This is a genomic window from Corynebacterium limaceinasi, from assembly GCF_046717465.1.
In the GTDB taxonomy this organism is placed as follows: domain Bacteria; phylum Actinomycetota; class Actinomycetes; order Mycobacteriales; family Mycobacteriaceae; genus Corynebacterium.
Genome location: NZ_CP177100.1, coordinates 989,696 through 1,012,346 on the forward strand (window position 1 = coordinate 989,696; position 22,651 = coordinate 1,012,346).

General features: G+C 63.2%; 25 protein-coding genes. 15 read left to right on the forward strand and 10 right to left on the reverse strand.

Annotated elements, in window-relative coordinates:
• Positions 1 to 146: 146 nt before the first annotated feature.
• Positions 147 to 2,057 carry a translational GTPase TypA gene (typA, locus tag ACLI1Q_RS04935; protein WP_239267910.1) on the forward strand — a complete coding sequence of 637 codons (1,911 nt, stop codon included), beginning with the start codon at positions 147 to 149 and terminating at the stop codon, positions 2,055 to 2,057.
• 12 nt (positions 2,058 to 2,069) lie between these two features.
• On the opposite strand, the gene ACLI1Q_RS04940 is transcribed toward typA, so the two are convergent.
• Positions 2,070 to 2,726 (reverse strand): GPP34 family phosphoprotein, encoded by a 657-nt coding sequence (locus ACLI1Q_RS04940; protein WP_239267908.1) that lies wholly within the window; start codon positions 2,724 to 2,726, stop codon positions 2,070 to 2,072.
• Positions 2,727 to 2,815: 89 nt separating this feature from the next.
• Between ACLI1Q_RS04940 and ACLI1Q_RS04945 the strand changes: the two genes are divergently transcribed.
• The 7 genes from ACLI1Q_RS04945 to ACLI1Q_RS04975 are packed head-to-tail and all read left to right on the forward strand — an operon-like array spanning position 2,816 to position 8,572.
• Positions 2,816 to 4,435 carry an ABC transporter family substrate-binding protein gene (locus ACLI1Q_RS04945; RefSeq protein ID WP_239267906.1) on the forward strand — a complete coding sequence of 540 codons (1,620 nt, stop codon included), beginning with the start codon at positions 2,816 to 2,818 and terminating at the stop codon, positions 4,433 to 4,435.
• Positions 4,425 to 5,294, forward strand: a complete 870-nt coding sequence (locus ACLI1Q_RS04950) for a PIG-L family deacetylase (protein WP_239267904.1) — start codon at positions 4,425 to 4,427, stop codon at positions 5,292 to 5,294. Before ACLI1Q_RS04945 ends, ACLI1Q_RS04950 begins: the two co-directional genes overlap by 11 nt.
• A complete protein-coding gene (locus ACLI1Q_RS04955; protein WP_239267902.1) occupies positions 5,294 to 5,671 on the forward strand; it encodes a hypothetical protein in 378 nt (125 codons plus the stop codon). The genes ACLI1Q_RS04950 and ACLI1Q_RS04955 overlap by 1 nt, the downstream gene beginning before the upstream one ends.
• A gap of 54 nt (positions 5,672 to 5,725) precedes the next feature.
• Positions 5,726 to 6,049 carry a ferredoxin gene (fdxA, locus tag ACLI1Q_RS04960; protein WP_023017724.1) on the forward strand — a complete coding sequence of 108 codons (324 nt, stop codon included), beginning with the start codon at positions 5,726 to 5,728 and terminating at the stop codon, positions 6,047 to 6,049.
• 3 nt (positions 6,050 to 6,052) lie between these two features.
• A complete protein-coding gene (gene dapC / locus ACLI1Q_RS04965; RefSeq protein ID WP_239275754.1) occupies positions 6,053 to 7,141 on the forward strand; it encodes a succinyldiaminopimelate transaminase in 1,089 nt (362 codons plus the stop codon).
• 52 nt (positions 7,142 to 7,193) lie between these two features.
• Positions 7,194 to 7,982 carry a pseudouridine synthase gene (locus tag ACLI1Q_RS04970; protein WP_411697144.1) on the forward strand — a complete coding sequence of 263 codons (789 nt, stop codon included), beginning with the start codon at positions 7,194 to 7,196 and terminating at the stop codon, positions 7,980 to 7,982.
• A gap of 29 nt (positions 7,983 to 8,011) precedes the next feature.
• The gene (locus ACLI1Q_RS04975) at positions 8,012 to 8,572 is read left to right on the forward strand and encodes a GtrA family protein (protein ID WP_005280100.1); all 561 of its coding nucleotides are present in this window, start codon (positions 8,012 to 8,014) and stop codon (positions 8,570 to 8,572) included.
• Positions 8,573 to 9,003: 431 nt separating this feature from the next.
• Here ACLI1Q_RS04975 and ACLI1Q_RS04980 read toward each other — a convergent pair whose 3' ends face one another.
• The 7 genes from ACLI1Q_RS04980 to ACLI1Q_RS05010 form a co-directional block, all read right to left on the reverse strand.
• On the reverse strand, positions 9,004 to 9,138 hold the full coding sequence (locus ACLI1Q_RS04980) for a hypothetical protein (protein WP_255716967.1): 135 nt from the start codon (positions 9,136 to 9,138) through the stop codon (positions 9,004 to 9,006).
• A gap of 69 nt (positions 9,139 to 9,207) precedes the next feature.
• Positions 9,208 to 9,486, reverse strand: coding sequence for a hypothetical protein (locus ACLI1Q_RS04985; RefSeq protein ID WP_239267898.1), 279 nt, complete (start codon positions 9,484 to 9,486; stop codon positions 9,208 to 9,210).
• Complete coding sequence (locus ACLI1Q_RS04990; protein WP_023017728.1) at positions 9,479 to 9,688, reverse strand: helix-turn-helix transcriptional regulator; 210 nt, start codon at positions 9,686 to 9,688, stop codon at positions 9,479 to 9,481. Before ACLI1Q_RS04990 ends, ACLI1Q_RS04985 begins: the two co-directional genes overlap by 8 nt.
• A 65-nt stretch (positions 9,689 to 9,753) precedes the next feature.
• Positions 9,754 to 10,599 carry a DUF559 domain-containing protein gene (locus ACLI1Q_RS04995; RefSeq protein ID WP_411697119.1) on the reverse strand — a complete coding sequence of 282 codons (846 nt, stop codon included), beginning with the start codon at positions 10,597 to 10,599 and terminating at the stop codon, positions 9,754 to 9,756.
• 461 nt (positions 10,600 to 11,060) lie between these two features.
• On the reverse strand, positions 11,061 to 12,392 hold the full coding sequence (locus ACLI1Q_RS05000; RefSeq protein ID WP_349819867.1) for an amino acid permease: 1,332 nt from the start codon (positions 12,390 to 12,392) through the stop codon (positions 11,061 to 11,063).
• A gap of 101 nt (positions 12,393 to 12,493) precedes the next feature.
• A complete protein-coding gene (gene dapD, locus ACLI1Q_RS05005; protein WP_411697120.1) occupies positions 12,494 to 13,465 on the reverse strand; it encodes a 2,3,4,5-tetrahydropyridine-2,6-dicarboxylate N-succinyltransferase in 972 nt (323 codons plus the stop codon).
• 17 nt (positions 13,466 to 13,482) lie between these two features.
• Entirely contained in the window at positions 13,483 to 14,841 is a 1,359-nt protein-coding gene (locus ACLI1Q_RS05010) for an amino acid permease (RefSeq protein ID WP_239275294.1), read from the reverse strand.
• 88 nt (positions 14,842 to 14,929) lie between these two features.
• On the opposite strand from ACLI1Q_RS05010, the gene dapE reads away from it, so the two are divergent.
• The 7 genes from dapE to ACLI1Q_RS05045 are packed head-to-tail and all read left to right on the forward strand — an operon-like array spanning position 14,930 to position 19,695.
• On the forward strand, positions 14,930 to 16,018 hold the full coding sequence (dapE, locus tag ACLI1Q_RS05015) for a succinyl-diaminopimelate desuccinylase (RefSeq protein WP_239267888.1): 1,089 nt from the start codon (positions 14,930 to 14,932) through the stop codon (positions 16,016 to 16,018).
• 2 nt (positions 16,019 to 16,020) lie between these two features.
• The gene (locus tag ACLI1Q_RS05020; protein ID WP_239267886.1) at positions 16,021 to 16,785 is read left to right on the forward strand and encodes a TIGR00730 family Rossman fold protein; all 765 of its coding nucleotides are present in this window, start codon (positions 16,021 to 16,023) and stop codon (positions 16,783 to 16,785) included.
• 14 nt (positions 16,786 to 16,799) lie between these two features.
• Entirely contained in the window at positions 16,800 to 17,612 is an 813-nt protein-coding gene (gene folP, locus ACLI1Q_RS05025) for a dihydropteroate synthase (RefSeq protein ID WP_411697145.1), read from the forward strand.
• The gene (locus ACLI1Q_RS05030) at positions 17,609 to 18,331 is read left to right on the forward strand and encodes a glucosyl-3-phosphoglycerate synthase (protein ID WP_239267884.1); all 723 of its coding nucleotides are present in this window, start codon (positions 17,609 to 17,611) and stop codon (positions 18,329 to 18,331) included. Before folP ends, ACLI1Q_RS05030 begins: the two co-directional genes overlap by 4 nt.
• Before the next feature lie 3 nt (positions 18,332 to 18,334).
• Positions 18,335 to 18,640: a DivIVA domain-containing protein gene (locus ACLI1Q_RS05035; RefSeq protein ID WP_239267882.1), complete on the forward strand. Its 306-nt coding sequence runs from the start codon at positions 18,335 to 18,337 to the stop codon at positions 18,638 to 18,640.
• A gap of 11 nt (positions 18,641 to 18,651) precedes the next feature.
• Positions 18,652 to 18,819 (forward strand): DUF3117 domain-containing protein, encoded by a 168-nt coding sequence (locus ACLI1Q_RS05040; protein WP_005280113.1) that lies wholly within the window; start codon positions 18,652 to 18,654, stop codon positions 18,817 to 18,819.
• 9 nt (positions 18,820 to 18,828) lie between these two features.
• Entirely contained in the window at positions 18,829 to 19,695 is an 867-nt protein-coding gene (locus ACLI1Q_RS05045; protein ID WP_239267880.1) for a methyltransferase domain-containing protein, read from the forward strand.
• A 533-nt stretch (positions 19,696 to 20,228) separates the two neighbouring features.
• Here the strand turns inward: ACLI1Q_RS05045 and ACLI1Q_RS05050 are convergent.
• Positions 20,229 to 21,671, reverse strand: a complete 1,443-nt coding sequence (locus ACLI1Q_RS05050; RefSeq protein ID WP_239267878.1) for a GH32 C-terminal domain-containing protein — start codon at positions 21,669 to 21,671, stop codon at positions 20,229 to 20,231.
• Between the two features lie 190 nt (positions 21,672 to 21,861).
• Positions 21,862 to 22,509: an O-methyltransferase gene (locus ACLI1Q_RS05055; RefSeq protein ID WP_239267876.1), complete on the reverse strand. Its 648-nt coding sequence runs from the start codon at positions 22,507 to 22,509 to the stop codon at positions 21,862 to 21,864.
• Between the last annotated feature and the right edge of the window lie 142 nt (positions 22,510 to 22,651).

Sequence of the window (22,651 nt, forward strand, 5' to 3'; positions counted from 1 at the left end):
GCGCGCGTGACGTTACGGGGTTGCCTGGGTCGCGTCTTGGCTCCCCAATGCTGCACTATGCCCTGTTAGGGGGTATCGTAGGACGTCGTTCAAGAACATTTCTCGCGCACCAGCGCTTGTAGATCCTCCGAAGGAGAACCCAACTAGTGAGTAATACCGAGTTCCGTAATGTTGCCATTGTCGCGCACGTTGACCATGGCAAGACCACGTTGGTCAACGGCATGCTGGAGCAGTCCGGTGCTTTTGGCGAACACGGTGAGCACACGGACCGCGTCATGGACTCCAACGATCAGGAGCGCGAGCGCGGCATTACCATTTTGGCCAAGAACACGGCCATCCGCCGCCAGGGTCTGGGCAAGGACGGCGCAGACCTCATCATCAACGTCATCGACACCCCGGGCCACGCCGACTTTGGCGGCGAGGTTGAGCGCGGCATTTCCATGGTGGACGGCGTCGTGCTGCTTGTCGATGCCTCTGAGGGCCCCCTCCCACAGACCCGCTTCGTCCTGACCAAGGCGCTAGAGGCCAAACTGCCGGTCATCGTCTGCGTGAACAAGACCGACCGCCCCGATGCCCGCATCGACGAGGTTGTCACCGAGTCCCAGGACCTGCTGCTGGAAATCGCAGCTGGCCTCGAGGACGAGGAAGCCGCAGCCGCCGCTGAAGAGCTGCTCGATCTCCCGGTTCTGTACGCCTCCGGCCGCGCCGGCGTTGCCTCCACCGAGAACCCGGGCGACGGCAACGTCCCCGATAGCAAGGACTTGCAGGCGCTTTTCGATGTCATCTACAACGTCCTGCCAGAGCCTTCCGCTACCGTCGATGCCCCGCTGCAGGCGCACGTCACCAACCTTGACGCCTCCGACTTCCTCGGCCGTATCGCGCTGCTGCGCATCTACGCCGGCCGCATCAAGAAGGGCCAGCAGGTGGCCTGGATCCACTACGATGATGAGGGCAACCAGCACACCAAGACCGTCAAGGTTGCCGAACTACTGCGCACCGTCGGCTTCGAGCGCCAGCCGGCCGAAGAGGCCATCGCCGGCGATATCGTCGCCATCTCTGGTATTTCCGATGTCATGATTGGTGACACCATCGCAGATCCGGAAAACCCAGAGGCTCTGCCGCGCATCACCGTTGACGAGCCGGCCATCTCCATGACCATCGGTGTGAACACCTCGCCGATGGCAGGCCGCGGGGGCGGCACCAAGTTGACCGCCCGCATGGTCAAGGCCCGCTTGGAGCAGGAGCTTATCGGTAACGTCTCCCTGCGCGTGCTGCCCACAGAGCGCCCAGATACCTGGGAGGTTCAGGGTCGCGGCGAGATGGCTCTGTCCGTGCTCATCGAGTCCATGCGCCGCGAGGGCTTCGAGCTGACCATCGGTAAGCCGCAGGTTGTTACCCAGCAGATCGATGGCAAGACCTACGAGCCTTACGAGATCCTCACCATCGACTCCCCGTCGGAGCACCAAGGCGCCATCACCCAGCTGCTGGCTTCCCGCAAGGGCCAGATGCAGTCCATGGACGTGCGCGAGGGCGACTGGGTGCGCATGATCTTCCGCGTTCCCGCCCGTGGCCTCATCGGCTTCCGTACCCAGTTCATGACCGAAACCCGTGGCGCCGGCATCGCCAACTCCATCTCCGATGGCATCGATGTCTGGGCCGGCGAAATCAAGTCCCGCGCCACCGGCTCCCTGGTGGCTGACCGCACCGGCCAGATCACCCAGTACGCACTGATGCAGCTGGCTGACCGCGGCAACTTCTTCGTCGAGCCAGGTGCTGAGGCCTACGAAGGCATGGTGGTGGGTGCCAATAACCGCGATGAGGATATTGACATCAACATCACCAAGGAAAAGAAGCTGACCAATATGCGCTCTGCCACCGCAGACGCCACGGTCACCCTGGCCAAGGCCCACACGCTCTCGCTGGAAGAAGCGCTGGAATTCTGTGGCAACGACGAGTGCGTCGAGGTTGCTCCAGACGTGCTGCGCGTGCGCAAGCTCGAGCTTTCCGCCACCGACCGCAAGCGCGCCGCCTCCCGCGCTAAGCAGATGAAGAAGTAATCTGCCCTCGGTCTAAGTCGTGGCTGCGGTTGATGCCGCAACCGCCGTGATAATCGCCGTCGTCTCCTGCAGTATGGTTTTTACCGCAGAGGCGGCGGCATCGTCGTAATCCACCTGTTGTTTTAATTCTTTGATGCGGTTGCGCATCTCTCGGCGTTTCATTTCGGGCGCGTCCTCCTTGAGCAGGGGATAGGCCCCTTTAACCTCGCGGAGAATATCCAAGATAATCATGTCTTTGACGCTTGGGTTTTGGGTGCCATCAAGCACCGCAGCGAGCCTCTCGCGCACCTCATCTTCTAGCGCCGTGTCCGTCATGATGTAGCGGTCGCCACCCAGCTGCCACCACGCGGCATCCTCAATCTCCAATTGGCCGTGGTCCCTAAAATCCTGGGCAATCTTCTCGCGCGGGGAGAACCACCTCGCCTGCAGTAGCGTCTTGACCGAGCTGGTCCGGCGCTCGTGCAGGCCATCCCACGCCCAAGCAAGCACTGGGTGCTCTGGCTTTTTATCCGTGGCGTGCACCTTATTCTTTGCACTTATGCCAACCGCGTCATGCATGAGTAAATCGCTAAAAAGGCCGGCGCTCAAGGCGGTCTCGTTATTGGTCACTGCCTCCTTTTTACCGTTGTCCTTGGTCAGCAGGAGGAACATTTCTTGGCAGATAAGCATGGTGGGGTAATCCCTTCAACAGTGATTTTGTCCGAGTTTAGCGCGCAGAATCTTCGTGTGGCGGGAAGTAGGTACTAAAGTAGTCCGCGATGAAAAATAGTCTCAAGGCTCGTGCACTTGCTGCCACTGCCGCCATCGGCCTCGCGTTTGTCAGCGGGTGTTCGGCCAATCCTGGCCCACCGCCGGTGGTAGAAGATTCGGACGACCAGGAATCTACCGTCCAAGAAACGGAATCAACCACGGCCGCGACGGACGATGGTCCGCCGCGCGCGGAGGAAGACGATTCGCGGCCCACCATTTCCATCGGCGTCGATCCACTGCGCGCTGGCCTTAACCCACACTTGGTGGCCAATAACTCCGAGCTCGTGGATCAAATCGCGGAGCTGGTCTTGCCCTCGACATTCCACTGGGGCCGCATGGACACAGACGTTCTGGAATCTGCCACGGAGGTCACCGCGCCGGAGGGCGTGGCCCAACGGGTGCGCTACGTTATTGCCTCTCCCGCGCAGTGGTCTGACGGCACCCCGATTTCCGGTGCGGATTTCAACTACTTGTGGAAGAAGATGACCACGACCGCAGGCGTCAAGGACCCGGCGGGCTACCGCGCCATTTCCGCGGTGACCACATCCGATGGCGGCCGCGTGGTCACGGTGGATTTTGCCGAGCGGGTTAAGGATTGGAAGCAGCTATTCAACCAGCTCCTTCCCTCGCACCTGCTGCAAAATGCCGATTTTGATTCGGTGCTGGCCAATGACATCCCTGCCTCCGCCGGCCGCTTCGCGGTCGATAGCGTGGACCGCAGCCGCGGGGTCATCACGCTCAACCGCAATGATCGCTTTTGGGGCGCTGACCCCGCCCACATCGATGTCGTCCAGCTGCGCGAGGTACGCGATAGCACCCAGGCGCTGAATATGCTGCGTTCCGGTCAAATTGGGTTCGCGGACTTTACCCCGGACCAAACCTCGCAGGAAGCGCTCGGACTGCTGGGCCACGTAAGCGATAAGACGGTCACCCGCCCGCGCCAGCTGCGCTTGCACATGTCCACCGAGCAGGGTGCGTTAGAGGATGCGGCTGCGCGGCGCGGTCTGGCCTCGCTTATCGATACCGGGCAGGTTGCCCGGCTGGCCACCGGCCGCGCCTCTAACCTGAAGGCCGGGCATAATCCGGTCTCCGGGGAAGCAAACCTGACGGCGCTGCGCGAGCGCGCCAGCAAGAAGCCCATCCGCTTCGCCGTCGATCCGACCAGCCCCACGGCTTTGGCTGCGGCAAATACGCTTTACGATGTCCTCGAGGCCCACGGCATCCCCGCTGAGGTCACCACCGATAGGCTTACCACAATTACCTCTAAGCTGCTTCCTGAAGGCAAGGTGGATGCGGTGGTGACCTGGGAGGATATCACCCTAACTTCGCTCTCTGCGGCGAGTATCTTCAATTGCGCCGAAGACCAGCCGCTCGCCGGGGACCTCTCCGGATTCTGCCCCGACAACGCCGCCGAGACGCGCATGGACATTCTCTCCGGAAAAATCAGCCCCTCAACCGCGCTGGGCCGAATCCGCGAGATCAATGCCCAGGACGTGTTGTACGTCCCGCTCTTAGATGAAACGCGTGTGCACGCGCTAGGGGAGGGTATTGTAGGCCCCGGCCAAAGTATTGATGATTGGGATAAAGGGCTGGTCACAGCGCCGGTTTGGAGGAAAGATGAGGACTAAGGACTTGGCGGGCTACCGCGTTGTTGCGGTGCACGCGCACCCTGATGATGAGACGCTTTTTACCGGCGGCACCCTTGCCACCCTGGCCGCGCGCGGTGCGCAGGTCACGGTCATCACCCTTACCCTTGGCGAGGACGGCGAGGTCATCGGTGCGCCCTATCAAGGCCTGGCCGAGCACCACCAGCTCGGTGGCTTCCGTGCCCGCGAATTGGCCTGTGCCCTCTCCGCCCTAGGAGTAGAAGGCATACAGCTGGGCGGATTCGGCCACTTCCACGATTCCGGCATGGTGGGTTCTCCTTCTCATGACAACCCCCGCGCGCTGGTCAATCGCCTGGATGAGGCCGTAGACCTGCTCCGCGCGGAATTAGATGTTCTCCAGCCGCACGCCATCCTGACCTATGGGCCAGACGGTGGCTATAACCACCCGGACCACGTGGCGGTGCATAGGGTGGTGGAGAAGGCGGCATCGGCAAGCACGCGCATCTGGTGGGCGATCTTTGACCGCGCCGCCAATTACGCCGGCCTGGACACGCTCGACGCGCCCGCGGGTTGGCGCAAGCCCGATGCCGCGTACCTGGATAACTTCACCACCGCCGGCGCGGATCTGGCCTTCGCGCTTGACGATGCTGCCCTAAACGCCAAACGCGCCGCCATGCGCGCCCACGCCACGCAAATCTGGCTGGCCGATGGCACCACCACCGCCACCAACCCCGAGGCCGCCGTGGCCGCCGTGCACGACCCGGCCGCTGTGCCAGGGGCCTACTGCCTGTCCAATAGATTACTGATGCCGTTGCTGCGCGCCGAATACTTTCAACTCGGCCGGGGCGAGCCCGCAACCGACCTCCTAGGGGAGCTGTAATGCGCACTGATTTTAGCCGCGGTGAGCAGGTCACCGGCCTCATCTGGCTCTCCCTCGGCGCCCTGCTATCGCTGTTCCTAGAGGTCATTTACCTTACCGCCCGGATTCCCCTGGCTGATGGCGCGAGCATCGCGTTTCCCATCACCATCGTCATCGCCGCCGCCTTTAACGTGGTGCTAACCCGTACGGCGCGGCTGTGGAGTGATCGAACTTATATCGTGGCCATCCCGCTCATAGTGTGGGGCCTGGGATTTTTCGCGCTTATGCTGCTGGTTCCGATTACCGGTGATGTCATCGTCGGCAATAATATTCTCAGCTTGCTCCTGCTTTTGGCCGGAATCGGCGGCGGCGTTTGGCCTTTCCTAAAGCAGAAGTGACATACTATATTTCATCCCCAAACCCATGAAATCAGGAAGATTCAAGGATTCTCCATGACTTATACAATCGCTCAACCTTGCGTTGATGTAATGGACCGCGGCTGTGTTGAGGAATGCCCCGTCGATTGCATTTACGAAGGCAAGCGCATGCTCTACATCCACCCAGATGAATGCGTGGACTGCGGCGCCTGCGAGCCCGCATGCCCGGTAGAGGCCATCTTCTACGAGGACGACGTTCCCGATGAGTGGATCGATTACAACGATGCCAACGCAGCATTCTTCGATGACTTGGGCTCACCCGGTGGAGCGGCAGCCCTCGGCCCGCAAGATTTCGATGCGTCAATGGTAGCCGCGCTGCCCCCACAGAATCAGGAGTAATTCATGGCCCGCACACCGCTAGGACAATCGCTTCCAGATTTCCCCTGGGACTCGCTGGCTGGCGCCAAGAAGAAGGCCCAGGCGCATCCAGATGGAATCGTTGACCTTTCGGTAGGCAACCCCGTAGATCCGGTCGCCCCTGGCGTGCAGCTGGCGCTGTCCTCTGCCGCCGAGACCCCCGGTTATCCGCAAACGCAGGGCACGCCCGAGCTGCGCGAAGCCATCGCCTCCGCTCTCCGCCGCCGCTATCACATGGACGTGGACCGCGTCCTGCCCGTGGTGGGCACGAAGGAGGCCATCGCGTGGCTGCCCACCCTGTTGGGCATGCGCGGCGAGACCGTCGCCTTCCCCTCGGTGGCCTATCCCACCTACGAGGTCGGCGCCCTCCTCGCTGGGGCCACTCCGCTGCGAGCCGACGACGACTTCCAGGACGCCTCCCTGGTATTTATCAACTCCCCGTCCAATCCTACCGGCCGCGTCGCTGGGGTAGAGGAGCTGCGCTGCATCGTGGCTTGGGCCCGCTCGACGGGCGCCATCATCGCCTCCGACGAGTGCTACATGGGCTTGGGCTGGAACGATGACAACCCGCCGGTATCCATCTTGGATCCGCGCGTGACCGACGGCGATAACACCGGCCTTATCTCCATGCATTCGCTGTCCAAGTCCGCGAATATGGCCTCCTACCGCGCCGGATTCTTCGCCGGCGATAACGACCTCATCGCGGAGCTCTTGGAGCTGCGCAAGCACGCCGGCCTCATCGTGCCAGGCCCGATTCAGGCGGCCATGGTTGCCGCGCTTGACGATGACCCCACCGAAGCCCTCCAGCGCCAGCGCTACGCCGCGCGCCGCGCCGAATTGATGCAGGCGCTTATCAAAGCGGGCTTTACCATCGACCACTCGGATGCCGGCCTGTATCTCTGGGCCACCCGCGGCGAAGGCTGCCGCGAGACCATCGACTGGTTGGCTTCCTTGGGCATCCTCGCTGCACCTGGCGACTTTTACGGCCCCTCGGGTGCGCAACACGTGCGCATCGGCTTAAACGGTACCGACGAGCGGGTGCGCGCCGCTGTCGAACGCCTCGCCAGTGCCTAACTCGCCTCGCGCGTTTCGCCCGCCTGCGCGGGAGGGGATTTCTCCCCGCAAGGTGGTCTTGCGCGATCGCGTTCCTTTAGAAGGCGAGTACTGGGCCGCCCGTGCCGGGGACTCACCCTTTCCGGAGGGAACCCTCCTTCCCGCGGACACGGTACTTTCGCGGCCCATTCCCGCGTGGTATCACCCCTTCGTCCCGCCGGAGGAACCGATCCCCTATGTCTACACCGTCGTCCACGCGGATGAAAACATCATTGTTGCCGATAAACCGCACTTTCTTCCCACCACCACGAATGGCCGTTTGCAGCGCGAAACCCTGCAAACTCGCCTGCGCGTGGACTTCGGCGAAGACGAAATCGTGCCGCTCCACCGCCTTGACCGCCTCACCGCAGGCCTTGTCATCTGCTCGCGCAATCCCGCGACCCGCGCGCCCTACCAGCGCATCTTCCTGGAGGGGAGGGCGGTGAAGAGGTATAGGGGCATCGTCAAGCAGCCGCTTTTCTGCGATGAGGAAATCAGGCTGCCTATGCACAAGCCGCGGGGCAGCAGGCAGGTGCTCGTGGCTGATAATGGCACGCCGACCTCGACGTATGTGCGCGCTGCGGGGCGGGAGGTGACCATGTGGCCGCGGACGGGGCATACGCACCAGCTGCGGGTGCTACTGAACCATCTTGGGCGCCCGCTCATCGGCGATGACACCTATCCCACGCCGCGTCCGCTCAGCCTCTACGATTTCTCGCGCCCGCTTTCCTTGCTGCACGAAACTATATCTCTTAGAGATCCTTTATCACATTCGGAGCGTCAGTTTTTCAGTTCGCGGGGCTTAGGAACTACAATCAGGTAATTACTAACCTCCGGCAAGAAAGGCGGCCCATGGCAGACCTCAGCGTTGCGCGCTTTGCGTCCAATTTTGGGCAATTCCTTAAGTTCGGTCTTGTCGGCGGCTCGGGTACCGCGGTTAACCTCTTCGTGTATTTTCTCGCGCAGAAACTCTTTGGTGCGGCGGATATCTTTGCCGAGGACCCCTTCATGAACCTCTTCGGTTCTGCATTCCACATCCGCTGGTACCACGTCTTTGCCACCATCTCCTTCCTCGTGGCCAATACCTGGAACTACCAGCTCAACCGCATGTGGACCTTTCGGACCGTGTCCAAAGTGTCCTGGATTCGCGGTTTCTTCCCGTTCCTTTTGGCGGGAATCGGAGCGTTTATCGTCAGCCAGGTCATCCTGACGCTGCTAATGAACCCCAACTCGCCCGTGGGCCTGCCCACCGATGTCTTTGATAACTCCACCGGATTGCGCACCAAGTCCTATTGGGCGCAGGCCATTTCCATCGTCGTGGCGATGCCTATCAACTTCATCATCAACAAGCTCTGGACGTTCCGCTCCAAGCCCAATAAGCCAGTCGTCGTCGACGAGGTCGCGCCGGTTTAACTACCCGCCCTTCGCCGCCGGCCACGGCCCTGCCATCCGCACAGCCCCAGCCGCCCCAGCCGCCCTTCGCGCTCACCAGCGTGGGGCGCTGGGGTCTTTTTGTGCCCGCCGGTGAGCGGCAAGGGCAGGGAGGGGCATCGCCAAGCAGGTGCGTGTGAGGCACCCTTCCCTTCGCGCTCACGGGGAGGTGGACTTCGTGCGCAGCGCTCGCCCCCGGTGAGCGGCACGGGAGGCCTCGCCCTTCGCGCTCACCGCCAACGGTTGCCGTCGGCGAAATCTCCTCCCCGTGAGCGGCAAGGGTGGGGAGGCCGGGAGCCGCTGACGCTAGCACCCCTTCGCGCTCACGGGGCGTAGAAAACGGAAACCACCCGCCGTCCGCGGTGAGCGCGAAGGGCGGGTGGTGGAGTGCGTGATAGCGGTGGGAGTGAGCATTAGTCCTCGAGCTCGGCGTCGAGGCGGGACTGGTCGCGGCGGTTTTGTTTCCGTCGGAGTGCGGGGGAGATGAGGACGGCCGTGACGGCGCCTACGGTCGAGCAGATGAGGTAGGGGGGGGGCGGCAGGGACATCGGAAAGCGTGAAGGCGTGGTAGGCGATGCCGGCGAAGCAGAGGAACATCGGGATGAGGTAGAGGGCGGTCAAAGTCCAGTTGGAGTGGACGGTGGGGGTGGCGATGTGCCTGCGCATCCAGGCGGCGCTGAGGGACGTGCCGGCGAGGGAAGGGACGATGGCGAGGGGGCGAGGAGGCTGAGGCGGCCGGGGAGGGACCAGGCGAGGATGGCGGCGACGATGAGCTCGAGGAAGGTGATTGGGGTGAGGGTGATGGCGGAGGCCTTGGTGAGGATGTCACGTTCGAACTCGTCGGTGGAGGCGCGCTCCATCTGGTTGAGGGATATGTTGGCGATGGCGTTAATCATGTTGTTCAGCTCCAAAGATTTCTTCGACTGTTTTGTTTAGTTCGTGGCAGATGTCCAATGCGAGGTGCACGGACGGGGAGTAGTTGCCGCGTTCGATATTTGCGATAGTTTGCCGGGAGACGCCGACGCGCTCTGCTAGTTCGCCTTGCGACCATTCGCGCCAGCGCCGCCACTTGCGGACCATGTTGGGTTGTCCGGCCACAACATCACCTCTCGTGTCGTGTTTACATGACCTAATGTAAAGCAAACTTTACATTATGGCAAGGGTTAGACGCACAGATGCCAGCGCCAATATGGCTGGGTGGCGGATATAGGCAGCTGTGGCTTGCGGCCTTTGAGCAGGTCACGGGTGGCTTTGATGAGGAGAATGACTTGGTCAAGGTGGTGCGTGACGTCATCGGCAGTAAAGCGCAAAACCGTGTACCCGTGCGCGGTTGCGGCGTTCTGCTTGGAGCGGTCGGCCTGAAACGCGACGCTGTGGCTGTGGTAGGTCCAGCCGTCGATTTCCACGATGAGCTTGCCCATCAATAGGTCGAACCGGTACCCACACACCAGGGCGTTGTGAACAGGGAAAATGCCTTCTGCGCGCAGCGCGCGGCTGACTTTTCGCTCCGGCGGGCTATCCGCGCCGATGGCCGAAATCCGAATCGTCTCCTTCAACGCGCGCGGTGTCCGGCCCATTCGCTTGCGGTCCCGCTCCAGCCGGCCGGGCCCCTTCTCTCCGCGATTAAACTCCTCCAGCAGCGGGCTACAGGCCCTAGCAATCTTCCGAGCGGCCCACAGGACCTGCACTACCGGCAGCCCCTTGACCAGGCTCGTTGCCTTGAGCCGGGAATGCGAGACACGGAAATTCTTGCCCCTCAGCGTCCGCGGCCCCTCCGCTTCCAGCGGAAAGGTCAGCGGCCGGTCAAGGTGAATCTCCTGCGCGGTCTTCCCCGTAAAATGAATGCGGCTCAGCCCATGCACTAGCGCCTTCGCCACCGCCAGCGGCGACCACTCGTCGGTATAAATTCCCCGGTGAACGCGGTGCAGCTTGCCCGCGCGCACCCGCCGGCGAATCGCGTCCTTGCCCAGCCCCTGCTCGCGCAACTGCGCAGTCGTCCATGCCCCCATGGCTTCAACCTAAAGAAGCAGCCGCCTCCCCGTCCATACGGCTTTCGCCAGCCTGTGGATAACCGTCCCATTTCACGGTCCCACGGTCCATTTTCGTCGCCGCCCTGTGGATAACTCCCTCCATGCCTCCCTCGACGTCCCCTTCGCGCTCACCGGGGGCCACTTAGATGCGCTGGAGCGTCCCCTGGTGAGCGCGAAGGGCGAGTGTGGTCCCAGCCCGCCCTTTGCGCTCACGCCCACGCTTTCCGATGTCCATTTCCTCATCCCCGTGACCGCGAGGGGCGGTCCCACACCCGTCGCGCTCACCGGGAGGTGAAAACGCAGTGCCCCGCCCAGCGCTGGTGAGCGCGAAGGGCGGGGTAATGGGGCGTGAGGGCAGGGACGGGTGTCAGCGGTAGGGCGTGCGGGCGGCGTAACGGGGTGTGAGGCAGTGATGGTGGGCCGGAGGCGGGGAGCGGCCGCTAGGTCAGCGGGAGCGTGGAGGTCGGGTCGATGCCGCGAACCTTGGAATTGAGCACACCCGCGATGGCGAGCACCGTGAACATGGCGGCAGCGGAGAGGAGTTGGGTGCGGGCGGTGGCATCGGTAAGCATGAGCACCGCGATGGCCGCGAAGAGGGCGAGGGCGAACCAGGTGAGGTAGGGGAAGGCCCACATGCGGATGGGGAGGGGATGCAGGGCCTCGAGTTGGCGGCGCAGGCGCAGCTGGCTGACTGCGATGAAGACCCACACGATGAGCAGGGAGGCGCCGGCGGCGTTGAGCATGAAGGTGAGCAACCAGCCGGTATCGGCGTAGTTGAGGACGACCATGAGCGCGGACAGTGCGACGGACAAGGCGATGGCGGTAGTGGGCACGCCCTCGGTATTGGTGGCGGCGAAGATGCGCGGGGCCTCGCCGCGGGAGGCGAGCGAGTGCATCATGCGGGAGGAGGCGAAGATTTGCGCGTTGAAGGCGGATAGCAGCGCGAGGACGATGATGACCTCCATGATGCCGGCTGCGCCGGGGATGCCGGCGCGGTCGAGGACCATGGTAAAGGGCGATTCGGCGGCGGTGGAGGCGGCGTCCAGGCTGGAATAGGGAAGCAGGAACGTGATGACGAGGACGGAGCCCAAGTAGAACACAGAGATGCGCAGGATGGTGGAGCGCACGGCGTTGACGAGGGACTTTTCGGGATCCTCGGATTCGGCGGAGGCGATGGCGACGACCTCGATGCCGCCGAAGGCGAAGGCGACGGCGAGCAAGCCGGCGGCGACGCCGCCGAGGCCGTTGGGCATGAAGCCATCGGCAAGGAAGACGGATGTGCCCACGAAGGTGTGGCCGGGCAGGAGGCCGAAGATGAGGAGGACGCCGATGATGAGGAAGGCGATGATGACGACGACCTTGATGAGCGCGAACCAGTACTCGAACTCGCCGAAGGTGCGCACGCGCAGCAGGTTGACGAGGCCGAAGACGGCGACGCAGATGGCGGCGGGGATCCAGGGCGGGACGTCGAACCACGAGCCGATGAAGCCCGCGGCGCCGGTGATTTCGGCGCCGAGGACGGCGACGGTGGCGCACCAGTAGATCCACCCTTGGGTAAAGCCCGCCCAGCGGCCGATGCCGTGCTCGGCGTATTCGGAAAAGGAGCCGGAGGCGGGGATGACTGTTCCCATCTCTCCGAGCATTTGCATCACGAGGATGGCGAGGAAGCCGGCGATCGCGTAGGCGATGATCACCGCTGGGCCAGCGGCGGAAATGCCGACGCCCGTGCCAAGGAAGAGACCGGCGCCAATGGTGGAGCCAAGCCCCATCATGGTCAGGTGGCGGACCTTCAGGCCAGAACCAAGGGCAGAAGAGTTATCAGACACTTCTCCATGGTATTTCTCGGCCGCAGGGCACGGGAATTGGGGTGGCGTTAATTCTTGTGGAGGTCCTCGTTCAGCGCGACGGCCTCGGCATTCCACTCCACGGCCTCGACGGCACCAGAGACGGAATTGCGGCGCAGCAGCAGGCCGGAGGCACCAGAGAGCTGGGAGCCCTTGACGGCCTCGCCATTGCCGACGCCCAGGGCCTCAGCCACCTTGCCAAAGACGGCGACCTTGGTGCCGGCGGTGACATAGAGGCCGGCTTCGATAACGGCGTCATCGCCAAGCGAAATGCCGATGCCCGAGTTAGCGCCGAGCAGGCAGCGCTCGCCGATGGAAATCACTTCCTTGCCGCCGCCGGACAGGGTGCCCATGATGGAGGCGCCGCCGCCGATATCGGAGCCATCGCCCACGACGACGCACGCGGAAATGCGACCTTCCACCATGGAAGCGCCCAGGGTACCGGCGTTGAAGTTGACGAAGCCCTCGTGCATGACCGTGGTGCCCTCTGCGAGGTGGGCGCCTAAGCGGACGCGGTCGGCGTCACCGATGCGCACACCGGAGGGGACAACGTAGTCCACCATGCGGGGGAACTTATCCACGGAGTAGACCACGACGGGGCCGCGGGAGGCGAGGCGGCCGCGCACCATCTGGAAATCGGACACGGCGCAGGGGCCGTAGTTGGTCCACACCACGTTATTGAGGTGGCGGAAGATGCCGTCCATGTTGAGGCCGTGCGGCTTTACCTCACGGTGGGAGAGCAGGTGGAGGCGCAGGTAGGCGTCGTAGGTATCGGTCGGGGCCTCGTCGAGGTCAGCGATGGAGGTTTCCACCGCCACGCGGGCCACGCCGCGCTCCTCATCGGGGCCGACGAGGGCGGAGAACTGCTGCGGAGTCTCCTCCAAACGCGTCGTGCCGGTGGTCTCTACTTGCTTATCGGTATGAACTGCTGGGAACCAAACGTCCAAGACGGTGCCGTCGTGGGTAATGGTTGCCAGGCCACGTGCGGATGCAGAAGTCATGGTGGCTAGCTTAGCAATTACTGTCGTACTTGTTCGCGCTTGCCCGCGGGAACCACAAAGGACAAGGCGACGAGTGCGGCAAAGAGGATGATGACGGCGATGACTTGGTTGCGGGCGGAGGGATCAAAGAGCATGAAGATGGTCAGCGCGGCCAGCGCGGCGGCGGTCGCCCACGGCAACCAGGGGTAGCCGGGCACGCGGATATCCGTGAGCTCGCCGTTTGCTTTCAACTGCGGGTGAAGCTTGAGGAAGGAGGCGACGATAAACGCCCACACAACCAAGAGGCAGCCACCGACGGCGTTGAAGAGGAAGGCCAGCAGTCCCGGCGGGTTCCAGAATTGGAGGCCCACCGAGGCGAAGGCGAAGATCATGGACAAGATGACGGCGTTGATGGGGGAGCCGGAGTGGTTGGTCTTGAGGAAGAACTTGGGCGCGCAGTGGTCCTTGGCCATGTCAAAGACCAAGCGGGAGGTGGCGTAAATTTGGGCGTTAAAGGCGGACAACAGGGCCAGCGCGATGATGGCCTCCATGAAGCCTGCGGCGAAAGGAATCTTGGCGGCCTCGAGCACCAAGGTAAACGGCGAATCGGCGGCGGCATCGGCATCTTGAATCTGGCTAAATGGCAGGGCCATGGTGATGACCACGATGGAGCCGATGTAGAAGATCATGATGCGCACGATGATGGCGCGCACTGCGGTAGCCACGTTGCGGGCGGGGTCCTCCGACTCGGCGGCGGCGATGGTGACCAGCTCGATGCCGCCGAAGGCGAAGGCCACGGCGAGCAGCCCCGCGGCGAAGCCCGGCATGCCATTGGGCAGGAAGTTATCGGTGAAGTTGGTGCCGGCGCGGGAGAGATCCATGCCGGGCAGGATGCCGAGTGCCATGAGGATGCCGACGACGAGGAAGGCGAGGATGACGGCGACCTTGATGATGGCGAACCAGAACTCGAATTCACCGAAACCGCGGACGGCGGCGAAATTCACCACGGCGAAAAAGGCCACCGCGATGAGCGCGGGAATCCACGGGGCGATATCGAACCAACTGCCGATGATCGCGGCGGCGCCCGTGATCTCGGCACCCATGACCATGATGAGCATGAACCAGTAGATCCAGCCCATCGTAAAGCGCGCCCAGTGGCCGAAAGCTTGGCCGGCGTAGGTGGAAAAGGAACCCAGGGAGGGACGCGCCGCGGCTATTTCCCCGAGCATCCACATGATGAGCGCGATGAGGACGCCGGCGACGGCATAAGAGATGAGCACCGAGGTGCCGGAGATTTGGATTCCCAATCCGACGCCCAAGAAGAGACCGGCACCCACCGCGGAGCCAAGGCCCATCATGGTGAGGTGTCGCGATTTCAATTGTGTGGCTTCGGCCATAATTACCACCTTGTGAGAGGTTATTTTTTGCAGTGAAGTGAACATTACACAATGCAACGGACCCAGCGGGGCGCTACCATGGCGGCTTGTGACTTTAGATCTATATGCCGACCCCATTGAAGTGACCAAGGCGCTCGTCGATATCCCGAGCCCCTCCCACCACGAGGAGGCCATCGCGGATGCGGTGGAAGAAGCCCTGCGTGGTCTCAACGTGGAGGTCGCCCGCTTTGGCAATACCGTGTGCGCGCGCACGAACCGCGGGATGGATTCCCGCGTGGTTCTTGCAGGCCACATCGATACCGTTCCATTGGCAGATAACGTACCGCATTGCATGGACACCGCCGAAGATGGCGCCGAGATCATGTTCGGCTGCGGCACTGTGGACATGAAATCCGGCATGGCGGTATACCTCAACGCCTTTGCTCACCTGCATGAATCGGAAGAGCTTCAGCACGACCTGACCGTCATCGCTTATGAGGGCGAAGAGGTATCCACTGAATTTAATGGGCTGGGCCACTTGCAAAAGGACCACCCCGAGTGGTTGCAGGGCGATTTCGCGCTCCTGGGTGAGCCCTCCGGCGCCATGGTCGAGGCCGGCTGCCAGGGCACGATTCGCCTGCGCGTGACGGCGCATGGCACCCGCGCGCACTCGGCCCGCGCGTGGCTCGGCTCCAACGCCGCGCACAAGCTTGCCCCCGTCATGACGCGCATTGCGGACTACGAGCCGCGCGAGGTCACCATCGATGGCTGCACCTACCACGAGGGGCTGAACATCGTCCACCTCGAGGCCGGCGTGGCCACCAATACCCTGCCGGACGAGGCCTGGATGTTCGTCAACTTCCGCTTCGCCCCGGACCGCAGCACGGAGGAGGCACTGGAGTACATGAAGGGGGTCATCGGCAAGCATGAGGACGTCACCATCGAGATCGACGACATTGCTGGCGCCGCCCTGCCTGGCCTGGGGCAGCCTGCGGCGCGTGCGCTTGTCGATGCCGTCGGTGGCAACGTCCGCGCCAAGTTCGGCTGGACCGATGTCTCGCGCTTTGCTGAGATGGGCATTTCGGCCGTGAATTTTGGCCCCGGCGATCCGGGCTTTGCGCATAAGAAGGACGAGCAGGTGCCCACGGCGCAAATCACCGAAGTTTCTACCGCTCTGCTTAATTACTTGAAGGGATAAAAATGACCCCTGACCACATGCGTACCCTGCGCGGCCCGCTCTTGCTGCGCAGCGAAGGAGAACAAGGCTCCACCTTTGACCAGCGCCTGTTGGAATCCGGCGCGGACCACGAATGGCAGCATGCCGATCCGTGGCGCGTGCTGCGCATCCAAGGCGAATTCGTCGCCGGCTTCGATGCGCTGGCCAAGCTGCCCAAGGCAGTGACGGTCTTTGGCTCCGCGCGCACCAAGCCTGAGGATGCGAGCTATCAGATGGCCGAAGAACTCGGCCGCAAGCTCGCCGAGTGCGCCTACGCCGTCATCACCGGCGGCGGCCCCGGCATCATGGAGGCCGCGAATAAGGGCGCGCACGAGGGCGATGGCCTCTCGGTGGGACTCGGCATCGAATTGCCGCACGAGCAGGGCCTCAACGAGTACGTGGACTTGGGCCTGAACTTCCGCTACTTCTTTGCCCGCAAGACCATGTTCTTGAAGTACTCCCAGGCCTTCGTCTGCCTGCCCGGCGGCATGGGCACCATGGATGAGTTCTTCGAGGTTCTCTGCATGGTTCAGACCGGTAAGGTCACCAACTATCCCATCGTGCTCATGGGCACCGATTATTGGTCTGGCCTGCTGGAGTGGATGAAAAATACCCTCGCCGCTGGCGGGTACATCAACGAAGATGACCAAGAGCTTTTCCTGCTTACCGATGACCCCGATGAGGCCGTCGCCCACATCATCGAGCGCCACAAGGTGATGAGCGATAAGCGCATTAGGGAGCCGCGTTGAGCCTCGCGCGCGTGATGGCGATAGTCAATCGCACCCCGGATTCCTTTTATGACAAGGGGGCCACCTTTGACATGGACCCCGCCCTCAAGCGCTGCGATGAGGCCATTGCGGCGGGAGCCTCCATCATCGATTTCGGCGGGGTCAAGGCCGGACCGGGCGAGGAGGTGGATAGCGCGGAGGAAATCGACCGCGTCGTGCCCACCATTGCCCGCGTGCACGAGCGCCACTCAGAGGTACTCATTTCCGTGGACACCTGGCGCAGCGAGGTCGCCGAGGCCGCCATCGCCGCCGGGGCCGGGCTGGTCAATGACACCTGGGCCGGCTGGGATCCGCAGCTTATCGAGGTCGCCGGCCACCACCGCGTAGGCTACGTGTGCTCGCATACCGGCGGGATTACCCCGCGCACCCGCCCACACCGCGTGCACTTTGATGACGTCGTTGCCGATGTCATTGCTGAGACCACCGCCCTGGCAGAAAAGGCTGCGGGGCTTGGCTGCCCGGAAGATCTCACCTTCATCGATCCCACGCATGACTTTGGTAAAAACACCTATCACGGCCTAGAACTTTTGCGGCGCATTGATGAGATCGTCGACACCGGCTGGCCCGTGCTCATGGCGCTATCCAATAAGGACTTCGTGGGTGAGACCCTCGCGCGCGGGGTAGGAGATCGCGTCGCTGGAACGCTCGCCGCCACCGCCTGGGCCGCAGCGCACGGGGTGGCCGCCTTCCGCGTCCACGAGGTTGCTGAAACCATAGACGTCATCCGCATGACCGCCGCCATCCAGGGCACGGCCGCGCCCCTTGACACCACCCGTGGACTCGCATGAGCGTTTCCGTCATCATCCCCGCCCTCAACGAGGAGCCCACCGTGGCCGGCGTTATCCGCGCCTGCCTTGCCGATGACCCCCTCGAAGTGCTCGTCATCGACGCCGATTCCACCGACGACACCGCCGCAGTGGCGCGCGCAGCCGGTGCCGACGTGCGCAATTGGCGCGATATCCTGCCCGAACCGCCGCGCCCCGGCAAGGGGGAATCCCTGTGGCGCGGGGTCGCCGCCGCGCGCGGGGACATCGTCGTCTTTATTGACGCCGATCTAGAATCCGCCGCGCCCGGCATGGTCACAGCGCTCGCGGCGCCCTTTAAGGATCCGGGTGTGAACATGGTCAAGGCCCGCTATCGCCGTAGTCTCAATGGCCAACCCACCGGCGGCGGGCGCGTGACCGAATTGACTGCAAAGCCGCTCATCCGGCAATTCTTCCCGGAGCTAGCCCACATCGATCAGCCTCTGGGCGGCGAGTACGCGCTTCGCCGCTCTGCCGCGCTAGAAGTGCCCTTCGTGGAGGGCTATGGGGTGGAAGCGGGGCTGCTGGTGGACATCGGCAAGCGCGGCGGGCTGACAGAAGTCGACCTAGGCACTCGTGTCCACCGCAATCGGCCGCTTGATGAGCTCGCGCCGATGGCGGATATCGTGGCGCGCACGCTGCTCTCGCGCGCCGGGGTGAGTGCGCCGATTGCTCAGCGCCCACCGCTGCTAGGTAGGATTTAAGTCATGCTGTCCTGGATTGTGCTCATCGTGGTGCTCATTGCGTTCATTGTGATCGGAACGTGGCTGTGGGGTTCGATTTTTGGCCCCGGGACCGTGATGGACCCGCCCGATGAGCCGCAGAAGGTGCTGGAAAATAACCGCGCCGCCGCAGCTCAGGGCCGTTTTGAGGACGTGCAATTCGAGGTCGTGCCGCGTGGGTACCGCCAAGATCAGGTTGATGATCTGCTCGCGCAACTGGAGCTGGAATTAGCGGCCGCGCGGAAAAGCGGGCAAAAAGGGACTAAGCTGGAAAGAAACGAAGAAAGTTAAGGAGCCCAACTATGGCAGCAATGAAGCCACGTACCACTGGCGGCGAAATGGAAGCGGTGGTGGAATCCCGCAAGATCGTCATGCGCATCCCATCCGACGGCGGCGGGCGCATCGTTATCGAGCTGAACAAAGAAGAGGCCGCGGAGCTCGGTTCTTTGTTGACCGAGGTTTCTAGCTAGTCTGGATACATGCTTTCTCATATCGTCGACATTCTGGCCGATCCAAACGACGGCACGGCGCTTTCCGGCGCCGATGATTTTTCCCGCCTCGTTTCGGAATCCGGCCATTCCTTTGATGTGGCCAAGCAAGGGTATGTGACCTTAGCGGCCGGTGCTGGCCTGAAGCACAAGGGCGATGACATGGATATGGTCAACGCCCGCGAAGCGTACCTAGCCACCGGCCATTTCGCGCCGTTCGTTGAGTCTGTGACCGGCGCAGTACAAGACGCGCTCGATGCCAGCTCGCTGTCTGCCTCTACGCCCGCCTCGCTTCTCGAGGTCGGCGCCGGAACCGGCTACTATCTGGCCCACACGCTTGACTCCATCGACGGCGCGCGCGGCGTCGGCCTCGATATTTCCCCGCATGCGGCCAAGCACTTGGCTAAGTGCCACCCACGCGTGGGTGCCGTGGTTGCCGATGTCTGGCAGCAACTTCCCATCCGCGATGAATCCATCGACGCGATTTCCGTGGTCTTCGCCCCGCGCAACCCATCCGAATTCCAGCGCGTCCTCGCCCCCGGCGGCCAGGTCATCGTTCTGACCCCGGGCGCGGGGCACCTCGATGAGCTGCGCGAACCCCTCGGCATCCTCGGCGTGGAAGAGGGCAAGGTCGAGCGCATGTATGAGCAGGCAGAAGGCCACCTCGAGCAAGCGGCCGACCCGGTCGATATTTCCTTCCCCATTCACCTGGATAAAGCGGCCATCGCCGCACAGGTAGGAATGAGCCCGTCCGCCCGCCACATCAGCGCCGATGAGCTCGCCGAGCGAATGGCCGCCCTTCCTCCCACGCTGACGGTCACCGCCCGCGCTCGCCTAGACCGCCTCCGCGCGGTTTAATAAACGCAGGTTCACCTCGCCTTCGGCATACATACCGCCCTTCGCGCTCACCAGCAGCGCCCGGGGCGGTTCATTTGTGTTTCCGGTGAGCGCAAAGGGCGGGTGTGGAATAGGCCAGTCACCGTACCCTCCCTTGGCGCTCACAGGGAACAGCTTGCCGATACCCCTCCACCTTGCCCGTGAGCGCGAAGAGCTGGTGGCATCGGCAGGGCGGTGGCTGACGGAAAACGAGGGTGCAGAATGCGGCTAAGGACGGCATCATTTGACTCGTGCGGTCGGTCCTAGGGACAGATGGAAGGAATACTCGCCCTTCGCGCTCACGGCAAGCACATTCTGATGGCCGGAGTCGCTCGCCGGTGAGCGCGAAGGGTGGGTGTGGAGTCAGCCAGCCACCGTTGCCTCCTTTGGTGCTCACGGGGAGCTGCTTGCCGATGTCGCGACGCCTCGCCGGTGAGCGCGAAGGGCGGGCGCCGAAAGGCGGGTGGCGAGAGGCTGGCCAAAAGGCGCGTGGCGGCAGGGGGAGGGTAGCAGTATTAGAGCTTGGAACCGGAGCGCTGCCAGTCTTGTTCGATGACTGCGTCGCCGGTGGTCTCGACATCCATGCCGGAGCAGCCGCCGTCGAAATAGACGCGGGAGGCCATGGCGATGAGGCCGCCGTCGACGAAGACCTCCACCGTGGAGCCGTCTTGGATGATGGTGAGGGTGTCGGAGTCGCCATCGGCAAGCGTGGCGGTGGCGGGAGCGGAATCGGCGAAGAAGTGATCGAAGGCCTTGTTCATGGAACGATCGAGGCTGATTTCCTCGCCGGAGTGGCAGATGGTGGCGGCGGGGTTGCCGTTGCCATCGCGAAGGGTGATGGTGACGCTGGAGCCGGTGGGAACCTCCATGACGCCGGTCCAGGAGCGCGCGTAATCCGAAAGCTTGACCGCCTCGGGCAGGCCGGTGGCCGGTGCCTGGTACAAGACGCCGCCCTCGAGCGTGACCTGGCGCGGCAGGGAGAGGGCATTCGACCAGCCCTCGGCATCCCAAGAGGCGTGCTGGGTGGCGTCATCGCCGCGGCCGTTGCCGTTGAGCAGGCCGAGGATGACGGCGCGCTCGTAGCGGCTTTCTTCAGGAATCGTGCCTGCGGTGGCGTTGGTATTGCGCGGGCGGGAGAAATCGTGGCCGAAGTCCACGCGGCGGAAACCGGAGACCACCGTGAAGGTGGTATCTTCCAGCTGGCCCACGAGGTAGCCGGAGACATCGCGGCCGTCGCGCTCGAGGGTGACGAAAAGCACGTCGTAGATTTCCTCGTCGATTTCATCGCGCAGGCGCACGATGCGCGGGGAAACCACTGGGGGAATGGGGGAATCGGCGGGCACCTCGCCGTCGAGGAAGCCTGGGTCACCCTCGAAGGTGAGGCTGCCGCGCAGGGACCATGAGATGCCGTCGTGGCTTTCTAGAATGACCGGCTGCGGGGTTTCGGTGCGGCCGGATAGCGCCAGCATGAGCCAACCCATGTGGCCGTCTTCGCGGTCATCGGTGGCCCAATCGGGCACGACGGAAGGCGAGCGGAAACGGGTGTGGTCGGTGGTATTGCCGGCCACCTCGCCAAAGCGCACGACGTTGGGGTCGAGGGCTGAGGAGTCATCGGAGACCTCGCAGACATCGTCGATGCCGGAATAGCGCGCGAGGCGAATGGAGGTGCCGGTCGCGGTCACAGAGGTGAAATAGAGGTTGATGGCGTCCTCACCTTGGGCCACGGAACCCGCGCGGAGGGCGAGCTCGCCGCCGACGGGCGCGAGGACGTCATCGCAGTCCAGCCAGTTAAACGGTACTTCCTCCGAGTACGTGTGTCCCCAGCGGGCCGGGGCATCGGGAGTGGGGCGGTACTGGTAGAACATGTGCCATGTATCGCCATCACGAAGGACGCCGGCGGGCGCGTCTAGGATGCCGGCATCGGGGATGAAGTGGAGTTCGGGGCGGTGAGTCGTCACGGCATTCCTCTCTTAAATCAGGTGCGGGTTACAAGCTTGGGTTGGGGTGGCAGCTACGCCGGGGAGGAAACTCGTTGACCTGCCACGCGGTGCTTTCGCGAACTTTATGGGCCAGTGTCCGGCTGTCATGTACACCCAGAATACGGATATCTTTTAGCGCGTGCAGGGGCCCTTGCTTGCCGATGCTCCCTTAAAGCTTCGTCACCAATGTCAGCCCCGATCCCAGTGGGAGCCGGGTCACGGTGGCGCCTTCGAGCTCGCGGAGGTATTCATCGGCTTCGCGCGCGGCGGCGGTATCGCGGTCGGTGCGGGAGGTGTCGGCAACGGTGCCATCGAGAAGCGCATTGGCAAGCACCAGCGTGCCGTGCTGGTGCAGCAGGGGCCAGGCCGCCTTGATGAGGGCAGGGAGGTCGAGGGCAGCGACGTCCGCGTAAATGATCTGGTAGGCCTCGGTAGCCAGGCGTCCGAGCACGTCGAGGGGGCGCGAGGGAAGGAAGCGACCGCGGGTGGGGGCGTAGCCGGCCTCGCGGAAGGCGGCCTTGGCGCTGCGCTGATGCTCGGCCTCAGGGTCGATGCACGTGAGGATGCCGTTATCCGGCATGCCCGCGAACAGGTAGAGGCCCACGACGGAGGCGGCGGGGGTAATCGCCACGGCCTGGGGGCGGTCTACCACACCGGAAGACGTCGCCGTCAGCGTCGTGAGAAGCTGGCCGGTGGATTCATCCGGGACGGGCAGGCCGTATTCCTCGGCGTGGTCGCGGGCGCCGCGGAGAGCCGCCGAAGGCTCACTGGTGGAATCGATATAGGAGCGCAGTGCGTCATATGCGGTAGTAGTCACGATTAAGACAATAGGTAAAGTTGCGCGCAAGGGTGGCAAAAACGCGCCTAGCCAGCGAAATTGTGGTCTGTGGGAAGTATGTGACGGACTCACAGGATATTATCAGCGCAGCAGCTGGAGTTTCCGCGCCGAGTATAGAAAA

Coding starts and splice junctions, on each gene's coding strand:
- fdxA (WP_023017724.1), top strand. CDS start 5,726: ATGACTTATACAATCGCTCAACCTTGCGTTGATGTAATGGACCGCGGC.
- ACLI1Q_RS04985 (WP_239267898.1), bottom strand. CDS start 9,486: ATGATTAACGCCATCGCCAACATATCCCTCAACCAGATGGAGCGCGCC.
- folP (WP_411697145.1), top strand. CDS start 16,800: ATGGCGATAGTCAATCGCACCCCGGATTCCTTTTATGACAAGGGGGCC.
- ACLI1Q_RS04950 (WP_239267904.1), top strand. CDS start 4,425: ATGAGGACTAAGGACTTGGCGGGCTACCGCGTTGTTGCGGTGCACGCG.
- ACLI1Q_RS05030 (WP_239267884.1), top strand. CDS start 17,609: ATGAGCGTTTCCGTCATCATCCCCGCCCTCAACGAGGAGCCCACCGTG.
- ACLI1Q_RS04975 (WP_005280100.1), top strand. CDS start 8,012: ATGGCAGACCTCAGCGTTGCGCGCTTTGCGTCCAATTTTGGGCAATTC.
- ACLI1Q_RS04980 (WP_255716967.1), bottom strand. CDS start 9,138: ATGTCCCTGCCGCCCCCCCCCTACCTCATCTGCTCGACCGTAGGCGCC.
- ACLI1Q_RS04940 (WP_239267908.1), bottom strand. CDS start 2,726: ATGCTTATCTGCCAAGAAATGTTCCTCCTGCTGACCAAGGACAACGGT.
- ACLI1Q_RS05040 (WP_005280113.1), top strand. CDS start 18,652: ATGGCAGCAATGAAGCCACGTACCACTGGCGGCGAAATGGAAGCGGTG.
- ACLI1Q_RS04955 (WP_239267902.1), top strand. CDS start 5,294: ATGCGCACTGATTTTAGCCGCGGTGAGCAGGTCACCGGCCTCATCTGG.
- dapC (WP_239275754.1), top strand. CDS start 6,053: ATGGCCCGCACACCGCTAGGACAATCGCTTCCAGATTTCCCCTGGGAC.
- ACLI1Q_RS05035 (WP_239267882.1), top strand. CDS start 18,335: ATGCTGTCCTGGATTGTGCTCATCGTGGTGCTCATTGCGTTCATTGTG.
- ACLI1Q_RS05010 (WP_239275294.1), bottom strand. CDS start 14,841: ATGGCCGAAGCCACACAATTGAAATCGCGACACCTCACCATGATGGGC.
- ACLI1Q_RS05000 (WP_349819867.1), bottom strand. CDS start 12,392: ATGATGGGGCTTGGCTCCACCATTGGCGCCGGTCTCTTCCTTGGCACG.
- ACLI1Q_RS04945 (WP_239267906.1), top strand. CDS start 2,816: ATGAAAAATAGTCTCAAGGCTCGTGCACTTGCTGCCACTGCCGCCATC.
- ACLI1Q_RS05020 (WP_239267886.1), top strand. CDS start 16,021: ATGACCCCTGACCACATGCGTACCCTGCGCGGCCCGCTCTTGCTGCGC.
- ACLI1Q_RS05045 (WP_239267880.1), top strand. CDS start 18,829: ATGCTTTCTCATATCGTCGACATTCTGGCCGATCCAAACGACGGCACG.
- ACLI1Q_RS04995 (WP_411697119.1), bottom strand. CDS start 10,599: ATGGGGGCATGGACGACTGCGCAGTTGCGCGAGCAGGGGCTGGGCAAG.
- dapD (WP_411697120.1), bottom strand. CDS start 13,465: ATGACTTCTGCATCCGCACGTGGCCTGGCAACCATTACCCACGACGGC.